The sequence below is a fragment of the Rathayibacter sp. VKM Ac-2927 genome (genome assembly GCF_022815525.1).
GTDB classification, from domain to species: domain Bacteria; phylum Actinomycetota; class Actinomycetes; order Actinomycetales; family Microbacteriaceae; genus Rathayibacter; species Rathayibacter festucae.
Genome location: NZ_JALGRT010000009.1, coordinates 59,204 through 71,608, shown reverse-complemented (window position 1 = coordinate 71,608; position 12,405 = coordinate 59,204). Strand labels below are relative to the sequence as shown.

Genomic DNA, 12,405 nt, shown 5'->3' with positions numbered 1-12,405 from the left:
CTACTCGGCGGCGTCCTCCCCGGACGCCGCCGCCGGCTTCTTCGCGCGGCTGGGCTGGACGCGGGGCGGCTCGCCCGGCATCTTCGGGAAGTCGGGCGGGAAGGGCAGTTCGCCGAGGCCCGCGGAGAGGTCGCGCTCCCACCAGCCGAGCAGCGCGTCGAGGCGGCCGGGGGCGTCACGCATCCGCGCCCAGGGGTCGCCCGTCGTGCTCAGGCGCTCGGGAACGGTGCGGATCGTGAACGCGGTCGGATCGATCCCGTCGAGCTCCTCCCACTCGACCGGGCAGGAGACCGGAGCGTGCGCGAGCGGACGCGGACTGTAGGCGCCGGCCATCGTGCGGTCGCGGTTGGCCTGGTTGAAGTCGACGAAGATCCGCTCGCCGCGCTCCTCCTTCCACCACGCCGTCGTGACCTGCTCGGGCATCCGCCGCTCGAGCTCGCGGCCGGCGGCGATCACCGCGTGCCGCACGTCGAGGAACTCGTGCTCGGCCACGATCGGCGCGAACACGTGCAGCCCGCGGTTGCCGGAGGTCTTCACGAACGACTCCAGGCCGGCCTCGCGCAGTACCTCGCGGAGCGCGTGCGCCGCGACGACCGCGTCGGCGACATCGGTGCCCGGCTGCGGGTCGAGGTCGATGCGGAGCTGATCGGGCCGGTCGGAGTCCTCGGCGCGGGACGCCCACGGGTGGAAGACGAGGGTGTTCATCTGCGCGGCCCAGACGGCGACGGCGGGCTCGTCGATCACGAGCTGCGGGTGCACGCGGCCGCTCGGATAGGTGACTGGGACGGAGCGGACGTACTCCGGGGCGCCCTTGGGCGGGTTCTTCGAGAAGAACTGGTCGCCGTCGATGCCGGAGGAGAAGCGCTGCAGCGAGATCGGCCGGTCGCCGTTGGCGGCGACGAAGGCCTCGCCGACCGCGATCAGGTACTCCGCCACCTCGCGCTTGGTGATGCCCGGCTCCGGGAACAGCACGCGGCCCGGGCTGGAGACGCGCACCTCCCGGTCGCCGTGCGGTCCGGGGACGGTGAGGACGACGGCGTCGCTGCTGGGCATGTCAGCGAGGCTAGCGGGCGCCGCCGTCGGGCGACAGCGGTCCCCCGGGTCGGCGGCGCAGGCGGATCGGGCCCTTGGCGCGGGAGGGATCGACGATCTGCCCGCCCTGGACGATGTCGATCTCGCCGCGGTCGACGAGGCGGCGGGCGGCGCGGCGGACCGGCTCCATCAGCGGCCGCCACTCCTCTCCCCCGACGCGGCGGGCGACCTCGGACGGGCAGGCGGTGGCGGACGCGGCGCGGGCGAGGAGGACGGTGCGGATCTCCTCCTCGAGGCGCGCCTCCTCCGGGCCGACGCCGCGACGGCGGCAGGCGTCGGAGCAGTAGCGGACGTTCTCCCAGTCGCGCGCCCACTTCGCGCGCCACTCGATCTCGCGGCCGCAGGAGGCGCAGGTCTTGTTCTCGGGGCGGGTGCTCGATTCGCGGGGGCGGTGGGCCATGGAGTCGAGTGTGCGCGCGTGCGGGCGGGGGTGCCACGGGTTGCGCGGGGAGCGGACGCGGGGATGGGGGTGGTGGGTGTTCGATCTGCAGGCGTTCCGGGGGATGTGCCGCCCCGGGGCGGCTGGGAGGGCTCTCGCCGTCGCGTCGCCTGCAGATCGGACGAGCGGTGCGGGCTTCGGGGGGGCGGAGGCGGAAGTGTCATACTCCGCAATGAGGCGAACGGACTCCGCCCGGTGCGACAGGCTGGAGGGGCCGTGCTGCGGCGCGATGACGGGCCCGTTCCGCGCCGCATCCCCGATCGATCTGGAGTCTCCGATGAGCCGTGAGAACCTCGCCACCGCGTCCGAGTCCACGCCCGCGGGCGACCCGCGGCCGCACGCCGCCTTCGCCGGGCTCTCGCCCGCGGACTTCAAGCTCGCCTTCCGCAACCACGCCGCCGGGGTGGCGCTGATCACCGCCGACCCGGGCACCGGACCGGTCGCGCTGACCGCGACGTCCGTCTTCTCCGTGAGCGCCGAGCCGCCGCTGTTCGTCTTCTCGCTGTCCTCGGCGTCGTCGAGCTCGCCCGCCATCCAGGCGTCGGAGACCCTCGTCGTGCACCTGCTCGGCGCCGAGCAGCTCGACCTCGCCCGCCTCGGCTCGACCAGCGGCATCGACCGCTTCGCCGACACCTCGATCTGGTCGAGGTTGCCCACCGGCGAGCCGTACTTCCCCGGCGCGTCCGCCTGGATCCGCGGCACCGTCATCAACCGCATGGAGGCCGGCTCGTCGACGATCGTCGCCGTGCACGCCCTCGAGGCGCACGTCCCCGACGACTCCGACGCCACCGCGCCGCTGGTGTACCACAACCGGACGTGGCACCACCTCGGCGAGCACTCCCGCCTGGGCTGACGCCCGGGGGCGGCCGGCCCACTCCTCGAAAGTTGCGGTAGCCGGGCGCGACTACCGCAACTCTTGAGGAGTCGGCGGCGCCGACCGCGGCTGCGGCCGCGAGTCCGCAGAAGTCGTCGTACTCGAGTGGCCGGTACGACGGCTTCTGCGGAGCGATGAGCGGTGAGCGGGGCTCTCGGCTGATGGTCTGGTCGCGGGCGGGTCTCGATACGCGCTGCGCGCTACTCGACCAGCATGGGGCGGCCGCGTACTTCGCCTGCGTGGGGCGCCCGCCTTCTTCGCCCGCATGGGGCGGCCGCGCTCTTCGCCCGCATGGGGCGCCCGCGTTCTCCGCCTGCATGGGGCGGCCGCGTGCTCGGCCCGCGCCCGGTAACAGCGCGCTCGTTGCGGCCGACGCCGACGCGCAGGGAGTTCAGGCTGATCGAGGAGCGCCCGCAGGGCGCGTATCGAGATCCCGTGTCGGCTCGTCGCGGTGTCGACGTCCTCACGGGTGTCGGCTCTCCCCCGGAGGGTGGGTCTCGATACGCGCTGCGCGCTACTCGACCAGCATGGGGGGCGCTGCGCGCTGCTCGACCAGCTCGGGGTGCGCTGCGCGCTGCTCGACCAGCTCGGGGCGCGCTGCACACTGCTCGACCAGCTCGGGGCGCGCTGTGCGCTGCTCGACCGGCGTGGAGGGGCTGCGCGTGAGCGGCCGAGGCCGGTCAGGCATCCGGGCCGGTGACGACCGGGCGGGCGGGGGTGTTCGACCACTGAGACCAGGAGCCGGGGTAGAGGGACGGGGCGAAGCCGGCGAGGGTGAGGGCGACGGCGTCGGCGGCGGCCGTGACTCCGGAGCCGCAGTAGACGCCGACGGGGGCGTCGGGGCGGACGCCGAGGGACTCGAAGCGGGTGCGCAGGGCGGCGGCGTCGAGGAAGCGGCCGTCGGCGTCGACGTTGCCCGTCGCGGGGGCGTTCAGAGCGCCGGGGATGTGGCCGGCGCGGGGGTCGATCGGCTCGACGTCGCCGCGGTAGCGCTCGGGGGCGCGGGCGTCGAGCAGTACGCCGGTAAACGGCAGCGCGGCGGCCTCGTCGATGTCGAGCACCGGCAAGGCGCCGTAGGCCAGCTCGACGTCGCCCGCGACCGGCGAAACGGGGCCCGTCTCCAGCGCGCGGCCCGAGGCGGTCCAGGCGCGGAGCGAGCCGTCGAGGAGGCGCACGTCGGCGACTCCGGCGGCGCGCAGCAGCCACCAGGCCCGCGCGGAGGAGAGGTTCTTCAGGTCGTCGTAGACGACGACGGCCTGACCCTGGCGCAGGCCCCAGCGGCGCGCCGACTCCTGCAGCGCCTCGATCGGAGGCAGGGGGTGGCGGCCGTCCTCGGGGGCGCCGTGCGCGGCGAGCTCGTGGTCGAGGTCGACGTACACGGCGCCGGGGACGTGGCCCTCGAGGTACGCGGGGCGGCCGTCGGGCCGGTCGAGGCGCCAGCGCACGTCGAGGACGAGCGGCGGCTCGGGCGAGGCGAGTGCCGCCTCCAGCTCGTCGGGGGTGACGAGCACGTCGGAGCGGAGGGTGGTGGTCATGTCGGTCCTCTCGAGGGGTGCGCTCACAGCGCGGTACCGGGATTCAGGATGCCCTGCGGATCGAAGACCCGCTGCACCGCGCGCTGCAGGGCGACGACGTCGGGGCCGAGCTCGCGGCGGGCCCAGTCGCGCTTGAGGGCGCCGACGCCGTGCTCGCCGCTGACGGTGCCGCCGAGGTCGAGGGCGAGGGCGAAGACGGCCTCGGCCGCGGCGTCGGCCTGGCGGCGGGACCGCTCGGAGTCGTCGCGCAGGCGGATGATCGGGTGCAGATTGCCGTCGCCGGCGTGGGCGAAGACGTAGACGTCGGCGCCGGTGTCCGCGGCGATGGCGTGCACGCGGCGGATCGCCTCGGCGAGGCGGGAGCGGGGCACGGCGATGTCCTCGATCAGCACGCGGCCGCGGGCCTCGATCGCGGGCAGGGCGTCGCGGCGGGCGCTCGCGAGGGCGAGACCCTCGGCCGGGTCGAGGGTGGTCTCGACGCTGAGCGCGGTCGCGGCGAGCACCGCGCGCACCTCGGCGATCTCCTCGGCGGCGCCGAAACCGTCGGTCTGCACCAGGAGGAAGGCGCCGCCGCGGCCGGCCAGGGTCGAACCGCGCAGGGCGTCGATGGCCTCGAGTGTGCGGTCGTCGACCAGCTCGAGCACGCTCGGGCGCAGACCCGCACGGGCGAGGGCGACGGCGGCCTCGGCGCCCGCGGCCACGTCGGCGAAGAAGGCGGCGGCGGTCGCGGTCGCCCGCGGCCGGGGCAGCAGGCGGAGGGTCGCGCCGACGACCACGCCGAGGCTGCCCTCGGAGCCGACGACGAGCGCGGTGAGGTCGAGGCCGACGACGCCCTTCACGGTGTCGCGCCCGAGGCGGACCAGCGAGCCGTCGGCCAGGACCACGTCGAGGGCGAGGACGGCGTCGCGGGTGACTCCGTACTTCGCGCCGCGCAGGCCGCCGGCGTTGGTGGCGATGGTGCCGCCGATGGTCGCGATCTCGACGCTGCCGGGGTCCGGGGCGTAGAGGAGGCCGTGCACGGCGGCGGCGCGGTCGAGATCGGCGGTGATGACGCCCGGCTCGACGCGGGCGACGCCGTCGACGGGGTCGATCTCGAGGATGCGGTCGAGGCCCGAGACGTCGAGGACGAGGACGCCCTCCCCCGCGCTGGCGCCGCCGGCGAGTCCGCTGGCGGCGCCGCGGGTGACGACGGGGATGCCGTGGGCGGAGGCGTGCCGGAGCGCGGCGCGGACGTCGTCGACCGAGCGGGCGCGCACGACGCCGAGCGGGGTGCCGCCGGGGGACCAGCCGGAGCGGTCGGCGGTGGGGACGTCGGCGGTGATCTCGACAGGGGTGGGGTCGACGGCGGGGTCGACGGCGGGGGCGAGCGCGCTCACTCCGCGATCCGCTCGATGATCGGCGCGGCGGCGGCCGACGCCTTCACCCGCTCGAGGAAGAGGACCACCGTCGCGGCGGCCGAGCGGTGCGTCGCGTCGTTCAGCGCGTCGTGGCGGCCGTCGGCGAGGACGTGGATCTCGGCCCGTGGGGCGGTGCGGTAGACGGCGACCGCCTCCGCGAGCGGGCTGATCGCATCGGCCGCGCCGTGCAGCGCGAGCAGCGGAACGGTGACGGCGCTGGCGGCGACGGCGAGCAGCTCGGGCGGCAGTGCGGCGTCGCGCGCGGCGGAGTCGGTCTCGCGCTCGAGGACGCCGGCGTGGTTCGGGCAGGCGGTCCGCTCGCCGATCCCCCCGCCGCTCTCGGCGCGCACGGGCAGTCCGGCGAGGACGACGGCGTCGACCGGCTCCGTCGCGGCGAGCTCGAGGGCGACGGCCGCGCCGGCGTCGGAGCCGACGAGGACGAGCGGGGCGATGGTCGCGGGGTCGCGGAGGAGGGCGAGCGCGGCGTCGCGGACGCCGGGGGCCGTGGCGTCGCCGAAGGCGCGGACACGGTAGGCGTCGCGGGCGATGCGGCTGCCGAAGCGCTCGTAGACGGCGGGGGTCTCGCCGCGGCCGCCGAGGACGACGAGGGCGCCGCGCGGGGCGATGCCCTCGGGCTCGTCGAAGGCGCGGGCGGCGGGGGCGGTGGTGGGCGGGTGAGTGAGGGTCATGGGGGGCTCCTTGGTAGGGCGGGCGTACCGGCGGGTGAGTGTGCGGAGGGGGTGGGTCTCGATACGCCCCTGCGGGGCCACTCGACCAACATGAGGCTGGCCTGGTGGGGCTGCTCGACCAGCATGAGGACGGGGCTACTCGACGAGCACGGGGACGGGGGCGAGCAGGTTCGCGAGTGGGAGCGGCGCGGCGGCCGCGGCGCGGCCGTGCACGCCGAGCAGGAGCTGCAGGCGCTCGTTCAGTGGGGCGGGCACGCCGGCACGCCGCGCGAGCAGCACGATCTCGCCGGTGAGGTGGTCGATCTCGCTGCTCGTGCCGCGGGCGGCGCTCTGCCAGGTCGACAGCCGGCCGGCGGTGTGGCCGGGCACGGGATCGACGGCGAGGCGCGTGCCGTCGTCGGGAGCGACCGCGAGGCCGTTGGCGGCGAGGGCGGTGCGCGCTTCCGCGACGAGCAGGTCGCGCGCGGCGGCGCGCTGCTCGGCCGGGCCCTCGAACAGGTCGAGGCCGTTGGCCGCGTTGGCGAGCAGCTTGCGGGCCTTCCAGGCGCCGATGTCGGGCACGGCGCGGGCGGCGAAACCGGCGTCGCGGAGGATCGCGGCGTACTCCTCCGCGCGCGGATCGGCGGCGTCGGGGTGCCGGCCGATCCAGAGCACGCCCACGGTCGGGTAGGAGGGCGAGACGACCTCGCCGGGCACCAGGAAGCTGGCGGCGATGCCGATCGACACCCCGTAGACCGCGGCGAAGCGGCGCAGCGCGCTGTCCTCGGTGGCGAGTCCGTTCTGCAGGGTCAGCATCGGCAGCTCGGCGCCGGCCCCGCCCCCGGCGAGCGGCGTCCAGGCCCACTCGGCGAGCGCCGCCTCCGCGTCCTGCGCCTTCACCGCGAGCACGAGGACGTCGCCGCGCGCGGGCGCTGCCTCCGCGGGGCCGGCGGCGACGGGCAGCCGGACGATCTCGTCGCCCGCCGGCCGGCGCACGCGCAGACCGTTCTCGCGGAGGAGCCGCAGGTGCTCCCCGCGCGCCACGAGCACGACCGGCTGCCCGGCCAGGTGCAGCTGCGCGGCGAGGACCGAGCCGACGGCCCCGCCGCCGATCACGAGGAAGCGGCCGCTCACGGGCGCACCGCCGCTCGGCCGGGGATCGCCGCGAGCAGGGTGCGGGTGTACTCCGCGGCGGGCGAGCCGAAGACGCGAGCCGTGGTCCCCGCCTCCTGCACCCGCCCGCGGTCGAGGACGACGACCTCGTGCGAGACCTCGGCGACGACGGCCAGGTCGTGCGAGACGAAGAGGTAGGCGACGCCGAGATCGCGCTGCAGCTCGACCAGGAGCCCGAGGATCTGCGCCTGCACGGACACGTCCAGCGCGGAGACCGGCTCGTCGAGGAGCACGAGATCCGGCCCGAGGGCGAGCGCGCGGGCGATCGCGACCCGCTGGCGCTGACCGCCGGAGAGCTCGGCCGGCAGCCGGGAGAGGAAGGAGCCGGGCAGCCCGACCCGGTCGAGCAGCTCGCGAGCCCGCTCCAGCCGCGAGGCGCGGTCGCCGATCCGGAACGAGACCAGCGGCTCGACGACCGACTCCAGCACCGTGAAGCGCGGGTCGAGCGCGGCGAAGGGGTTCTGCTGCACGAGCTGGATCCGCCGGCGCAGCGGCCGCCACTGCCGGTCGCTCGCCGCGGTGAGGTCCTCCCCCTCCACGAGCACCCGGCCGCTCGACGCCCGCTCGAGACCGAGGGCGATCCGCAGCGCGGTCGTCTTGCCCGAGCCCGACTCCCCCACCAGCGCGAGGGTCTGCCCCGCGCGGATCGAGAACGAGACGTCGTCGAGCGCACGGTACGGCGGGCGGCGGCCCGGCAGCGCGAAGTCCTTCACGACGTTCTCGACCCGGACGATCTCCGGAGCGGGCTCGACGTGCTCGAAGCGCGGCACGAGCTCGCCGCCGAGGCCCGGCGCCGCCGCGAGCAGCTCGCGGGTGTACTCCTCCCGCGGCGCGACCAGGATCTGCGCGGGCGGGCCCTGCTCCACCACCCGGCCCTCGCGCAGCACGAGGACGCGGTCGGCCCGGTCGGCGGCGACGGCGAGGTCGTGGGTGATGATCAGCAGCGCGATGCCCTGCTCGCGGACCAGCGACTGCAGGTGATCGAGCAGGCGCTTCTGCACGGTGACGTCCAGGGCCGAGGTCGGCTCGTCGGCGATGATCAGCCGCGGGCGCCCGGCCAGCGCGATCGCGATCAGCGCCCGCTGGCGCAGCCCGCCGGACAGCTCGTGCGGGTACTGCCGGGCGCGCAGCTCCGGATCGTCGATGCCCGACTGCCGCAGCGCCTCGAGCACCTCGGCGTCGACGGAGCGGCGGTCGACGCCGCGCAGGCGCACCGCTTCCGCCACCTGGGCGCCGATGCGCAGCGTCGGGTTGAGCCCGACCATCGGGTCCTGCGGCACGAGGCCGACGAACCGGCCGCGCAGATGCCGGAGCCGCTTCTCGGCCGCACGGGTCACGTCCTCGCCGGCGAGCGCGATCGAGCCGCCGGTGATCCGGCCGCCGGAGGGCAGCAGGCCGAGCACGGCGTTCGCGGTCGTCGACTTGCCCGAGCCGGACTCGCCGACCACGGCGACGATCTCGCCGGCCGCGATCTCGAGCGAGACCTCGTGCACGACCGTGCGCTCGCCGTAGGCGACGCTGAGGCGGTCGAGCCGCACGAGCGGGCCGGACGCGGCGGGCCCTGCGGAGGGGACCACGCCGGCGCTCATCGCTGCACCTCCTCGAGGCTCTTGGCCACGTGGTTGAGCGCGAAGACCAGCAGCCCGACGAAGAGCCCCGGCAGCAGCGACAGCCACGGGCTGGTGACGAGGTAGTTGCGGCCGCTGGAGATCAGCGTCCCCCACTCCGCTGCGGGCGGCGCCGCGCCGAAGCCGAGGAAGCTCAGCGCGGCGATCGCGATGATCGCGGTGCCGAGATCGAGCACGGCCAGCACGGCGACCGGCCCCCAGGAGTTGGGCAGCACGTGCCGCACGAGCACACGCAGCCGGCTGGCCCCTCCGGTGCGCGCGGCCTCGACGTAGGGCAGCGTGCGCACGCGGAGCACCTCGGCGCGGGTGGTGCGCGCGAAGCCGGGCAGGATGCCGATCCCCACGGCGAGCGCCACCGGCAGCGTGCCGAAGCCGATCGCCGTCACGATCGCCAGGGCGAGCAGCAGCCCGGGGATCGCGAGCAGCACGTCGACGATCCGCATGATCACCGCATCCACCGCTCCGCCCGCGGAGCCGGAGACCACGCCGAGGGTCAGCCCGCCGACCAGGGCGATCGCGAGGGCGATCACCGTCGCCTGCACCGTCAGCGCCCCGCCGTGCAGGACCCGCGCGAACAGGTCGCGGCCCAGCTCGTCGGTGCCGAAGAGGTGCACGAGGCTCGGCGCCTGCAGCTTGTCGGCCGGCGCGGTCGCCGTCGGGTCGACGCCGGTGAACAGCGCGGGAGCGATCGCCGAGGCCAGGACGAACAGCACGAAGACCAGCGCCAGGACGAAGCCCGGGCGGCGCAGCAGCAGGCGGAGGACCCGCACGCGGCGGGCACCCCGGCCGTGCGCCGCGCGGGTGAGCGGCTCGGGGACGACGAGCGCCTCGGGCCGGGTGAGTTCGAGAGTCATGGTCGGCTCGCCTTCGGTGTCGAGGTGATGCGCGGATCGAGGAGGGGGTAGAGCAGGTCGACCAGGAGATTGATGCCGACGAACACGACGGCCGCCAGCACGACGATCGCCTGGACGACCGGCACGTCCTGGGTGAGCACCGACTCCTGGGCGAGCGTGCCGATGCCCTGCCGGGCGAAGATCGTCTCGGCGACGATCGCTCCCGTGACGGTGTTGCCGGCCAGGATGCCGAGGATCGTCAGCGTCGGCAGCGAGGCGTTGCGGAAGGCGTGCCGCCACTGCACCGCGCCGCGGGAGAGGCCCTTGGCGCGGGCCGTGGTGATGTACGCCTCCGCCTCGACGTCCGCGAAGCTGCGGATCAGCACCTGGGCGAGCATCGCCGAGGTGGGGATCGCCATGGTCACCGCGGGCAGGATCAGGCTCGCCGGGGTCGCGCTGCCGGTGGAGGGCAGCAGGTGCAGCGAGAAGGCGAAGAACTGGATGAGCAGCAGGCCGATCCAGAAGCCGGGGAACGCCACACCCGCGGAGGGCAGCCGGCCGAGCACCGTCTTCAGCGGCGCCCAGCGGACGTACGCCGCCAGGTAGGCGAGCACGGTGCCGCCGATCAGCGCGAGGCCGATCGCCAGGGCGCTGAGCTGCAGTGTGCCGGGCAGCTTCTCGGCGATCAGGTCGGTGACCGGGATCCCCTTGGTGATCGAGGTGCCGAAGTCGCCCCGCAGCGCGTTCGCGAGCATCGTCGCGTACTGCTGCCAGACCGGCTGGTCGAGGCCGTAGCGGGCCTGAGCCTCGGCGAGCTGCTGCGGGGTGAGCGAGTCCACCTCGACGTTGTTGGCCGACAGCAGGAGCGCCAGCGGGTCGCTCGGCAGCAGCCAGAGCACCGCGAAGGTCACCGTGTAGGCGGCCCAGAGCACCAGCACCGCCTGACCGAGCCGGCCGAGGAGGTAGCGGCCGAGGCCCGAGGGGGCCGAGCGGGTGCCCGGCCTCCCCGGTGCTGCCCCCGGTGCCGCGGCCACGGGGGCCGAGCCGAGCGCGGTCACGGCTGGATCCAGGCGTCGGCGAAGTCGCCGAACGCCTCCGAGGTGAAGCGGAAGCCGTGCACCGCCGATGAGACGCCCGCCAGCTGGACCCGCTCGGCGAACGGGAAGACCAAAGCGTTGTCGATCAGGTAGTCCTGCAGCTCGCCGTAGACCTCGGCGCGCGCCGCGGTGTCGACCGTCTGCACGCCCTCGTCGAGCAGGGCCTGCACGGTCGCGGCCTGCTCGGCGTCGAGGCCGTTCGTCGCCTGCGCCTTCGAGCCGGCGTAGCGGGAGTCGATGATCCACTGGATCACTCCCGGGTCGGCCCGCGTGTAGTAGGTCGAGATCAGGTCGTAGTCGCCGCTGTTCAGCACGTCGGCGCGCTGGGCGTTGGTGATCACGTTCAGCTCGAGCTCGATGCCGACCTGCTTCAGCTGGTCCTGGATCAGCTGATCGCCGGCACCGAACTGGGTGACGATCGGCACCGAGAGCGTGAGCCGCCGCCCGTCCTTCGAGCGGTAGCCGTCGTCGCCGAGCTTCCAGCCCGCCTCGTCCAGCAGCTCGCCCGCGCCCTCGGCGTCGAAGGCGAGCTTCGACGACTCGTCTTCGTAGAACGGAGTCGTCGTGTTGTAGATGCTGGTCGCGGCCGGGTAGCCGGAGCCGAAGACCGTCGTCGCGTAGGTGTCGCGGTCGATCGCCTTCTGCACGGCCTGCCGCACCCTCTCGTCCGAGAGGATCTTCCCCTCGGCGACGTTCGGGTAGTAGTTGCTCGCGGGGCCCGGCAGCGAGCGGCTCTCGACCGTGTCGCCGGAGCCCGTGATCACGGCCTGGTCGTTCTCCGAGATCGGGTTCCGCGGCCAGGCGATGTCGATCTCGTCGCTGGTCAGCTGCCCGACGCGGACGCTGTCCTCCGCGACGTAGCTGATGTCGATCCCGTCGAGGTGCGCCTCCCCCGTGTTCTCGCGCAGGGCCGAGCCCCAGGCGTAGCCGTCGCGCTTGTCCAGCGTGATGCCGGTGCCGGGGGTGTAGCCGGTCAGCGTGAACGGGCCGGAGCCGACGATCCCGCCGAGGCAGCGCTCCTCGGGCGTCTTCTCGTAGGAGGAGGCGGCGAGGATCGCCAGGTTGGTGGTCGAGGTGCCCTGCAGGAACGCGGCGTTGGGCGTGGAGAAGACGACCTTCACGGAGTCGGCGTCCACGACCTCCGTGCCCGAGTAGCCGGCGAGGTAGACGCCTCCGTAGGCCGAGGGCAGCTGCGCGAGGGTCGCCTTGTCGTTGTCGAACGAGGTCTTCACGCTCTCCGCGGTGAAGGGCGTGCCGTCCGAGAAGGAGACGTCGGTGCGCAGGTCGAAGGTGTACTCGGTGCCCGCGTCGTTGACGCTCCAGTCGGTCGCGAGCCAGGGCTGGATCTCGCCGGTCTCCGGATCCTGGTCGGTGAGCGAGTCGGCGACGTTGCGGATCACCGTGCGGTGCTCGATCCAGTAGGTCTGGAACGGGTCGACGCAGGAGAACGCGGCGTTGTCGGGGAAGAAGGCGAGCGAGAGCCGGCCGCCGTCGACGGGGGTCGCGTCGTCGGCGGCCGTGCCCGCGCCCGAGGCGCCCGAGCAGGCGGAGAGGGCCAGCGCGGAGGCGAGGGCGAGCGCGGCGGCGGTGGCCGATCGTCGGAGGGGGCGTGAGCGGTGGAACGTCATGGCGGTGGTCTCCCGTGCAGAGAAGTCGGAGTGCGGGGTGT

Annotated in this window: 11 protein-coding genes; 1 reads left to right on the top strand and 10 read right to left on the bottom strand. The window is 74.7% G+C overall.

Annotated features, from left to right (window positions below):
- Together ligD and MT353_RS20705 are read right to left on the bottom strand one after the other, a co-directional pair.
- Nucleotides 1–1,053, bottom strand: coding sequence for a non-homologous end-joining DNA ligase (gene ligD / locus MT353_RS20710; RefSeq protein ID WP_243599858.1), 1,053 nt, complete (start codon nucleotides 1,051–1,053; stop codon nucleotides 1–3).
- A 10-nt stretch (nucleotides 1,054–1,063) separates the two neighbouring features.
- On the bottom strand, nucleotides 1,064–1,492 hold the full coding sequence (locus MT353_RS20705; RefSeq protein ID WP_123732960.1) for a DUF2256 and DUF3253 domain-containing protein: 429 nt from the start codon (nucleotides 1,490–1,492) through the stop codon (nucleotides 1,064–1,066).
- A 316-nt stretch (nucleotides 1,493–1,808) separates the two neighbouring features.
- Here MT353_RS20705 and MT353_RS20700 point away from each other — a divergent pair, with 316 nt between their 5' ends.
- Nucleotides 1,809–2,384 carry a flavin reductase family protein gene (locus tag MT353_RS20700; RefSeq protein ID WP_243625804.1) on the top strand — a complete coding sequence of 192 codons (576 nt, stop codon included), beginning with the start codon at nucleotides 1,809–1,811 and terminating at the stop codon, nucleotides 2,382–2,384.
- A gap of 701 nt (nucleotides 2,385–3,085) precedes the next feature.
- Here MT353_RS20700 and MT353_RS20695 read toward each other — a convergent pair.
- The 8 genes from MT353_RS20695 to MT353_RS20660 all read right to left on the bottom strand — a co-directional run bounded on the left by MT353_RS20695 (nucleotide 3,086) and on the right by MT353_RS20660 (nucleotide 12,364).
- Nucleotides 3,086–3,940 (bottom strand): sulfurtransferase, encoded by an 855-nt coding sequence (locus MT353_RS20695; RefSeq protein WP_243625803.1) that lies wholly within the window; start codon nucleotides 3,938–3,940, stop codon nucleotides 3,086–3,088.
- Between the two features lie 23 nt (nucleotides 3,941–3,963).
- Nucleotides 3,964–5,316 carry an FAD-binding oxidoreductase gene (locus tag MT353_RS22100; RefSeq protein WP_243625802.1) on the bottom strand — a complete coding sequence of 451 codons (1,353 nt, stop codon included), beginning with the start codon at nucleotides 5,314–5,316 and terminating at the stop codon, nucleotides 3,964–3,966.
- Complete coding sequence (locus MT353_RS20685; RefSeq protein ID WP_243625801.1) at nucleotides 5,313–6,026, bottom strand: alpha/beta hydrolase; 714 nt, start codon at nucleotides 6,024–6,026, stop codon at nucleotides 5,313–5,315. The genes MT353_RS22100 and MT353_RS20685 overlap by 4 nt, the downstream gene beginning before the upstream one ends.
- Nucleotides 6,027–6,161: 135 nt before the next feature.
- Entirely contained in the window at nucleotides 6,162–7,139 is a 978-nt protein-coding gene (locus MT353_RS22095) for a ketopantoate reductase family protein (RefSeq protein ID WP_243625800.1), read from the bottom strand.
- Entirely contained in the window at nucleotides 7,136–8,767 is a 1,632-nt protein-coding gene (locus MT353_RS20675; protein WP_243625799.1) for an ABC transporter ATP-binding protein, read from the bottom strand. The genes MT353_RS22095 and MT353_RS20675 overlap by 4 nt, the downstream gene beginning before the upstream one ends.
- Nucleotides 8,764–9,660: an ABC transporter permease gene (locus MT353_RS20670; protein ID WP_243582628.1), complete on the bottom strand. Its 897-nt coding sequence runs from the start codon at nucleotides 9,658–9,660 to the stop codon at nucleotides 8,764–8,766. The genes MT353_RS20675 and MT353_RS20670 overlap by 4 nt, the downstream gene beginning before the upstream one ends.
- Nucleotides 9,657–10,697, bottom strand: coding sequence for an ABC transporter permease (locus MT353_RS20665; protein WP_243625798.1), 1,041 nt, complete (start codon nucleotides 10,695–10,697; stop codon nucleotides 9,657–9,659). The genes MT353_RS20670 and MT353_RS20665 overlap by 4 nt, the downstream gene beginning before the upstream one ends.
- Entirely contained in the window at nucleotides 10,694–12,364 is a 1,671-nt protein-coding gene (locus tag MT353_RS20660; protein WP_243625797.1) for an ABC transporter substrate-binding protein, read from the bottom strand. Before MT353_RS20660 ends, MT353_RS20665 begins: the two co-directional genes overlap by 4 nt.
- Nucleotides 12,365–12,405 lie beyond the last annotated feature (41 nt).

Coding starts and splice junctions, on each gene's coding strand:
- ligD (WP_243599858.1), bottom strand. CDS start 1,053: ATGCCCAGCAGCGACGCCGTCGTCCTCACCGTCCCCGGACCGCACGGC.
- MT353_RS20705 (WP_123732960.1), bottom strand. CDS start 1,492: ATGGCCCACCGCCCCCGCGAATCGAGCACCCGCCCCGAGAACAAGACC.
- MT353_RS20700 (WP_243625804.1), top strand. CDS start 1,809: ATGAGCCGTGAGAACCTCGCCACCGCGTCCGAGTCCACGCCCGCGGGC.
- MT353_RS20695 (WP_243625803.1), bottom strand. CDS start 3,940: ATGACCACCACCCTCCGCTCCGACGTGCTCGTCACCCCCGACGAGCTG.
- MT353_RS20685 (WP_243625801.1), bottom strand. CDS start 6,026: ATGACCCTCACTCACCCGCCCACCACCGCCCCCGCCGCCCGCGCCTTC.
- MT353_RS20675 (WP_243625799.1), bottom strand. CDS start 8,767: ATGAGCGCCGGCGTGGTCCCCTCCGCAGGGCCCGCCGCGTCCGGCCCG.
- MT353_RS20670 (WP_243582628.1), bottom strand. CDS start 9,660: ATGACTCTCGAACTCACCCGGCCCGAGGCGCTCGTCGTCCCCGAGCCG.
- MT353_RS20660 (WP_243625797.1), bottom strand. CDS start 12,364: ATGACGTTCCACCGCTCACGCCCCCTCCGACGATCGGCCACCGCCGCC.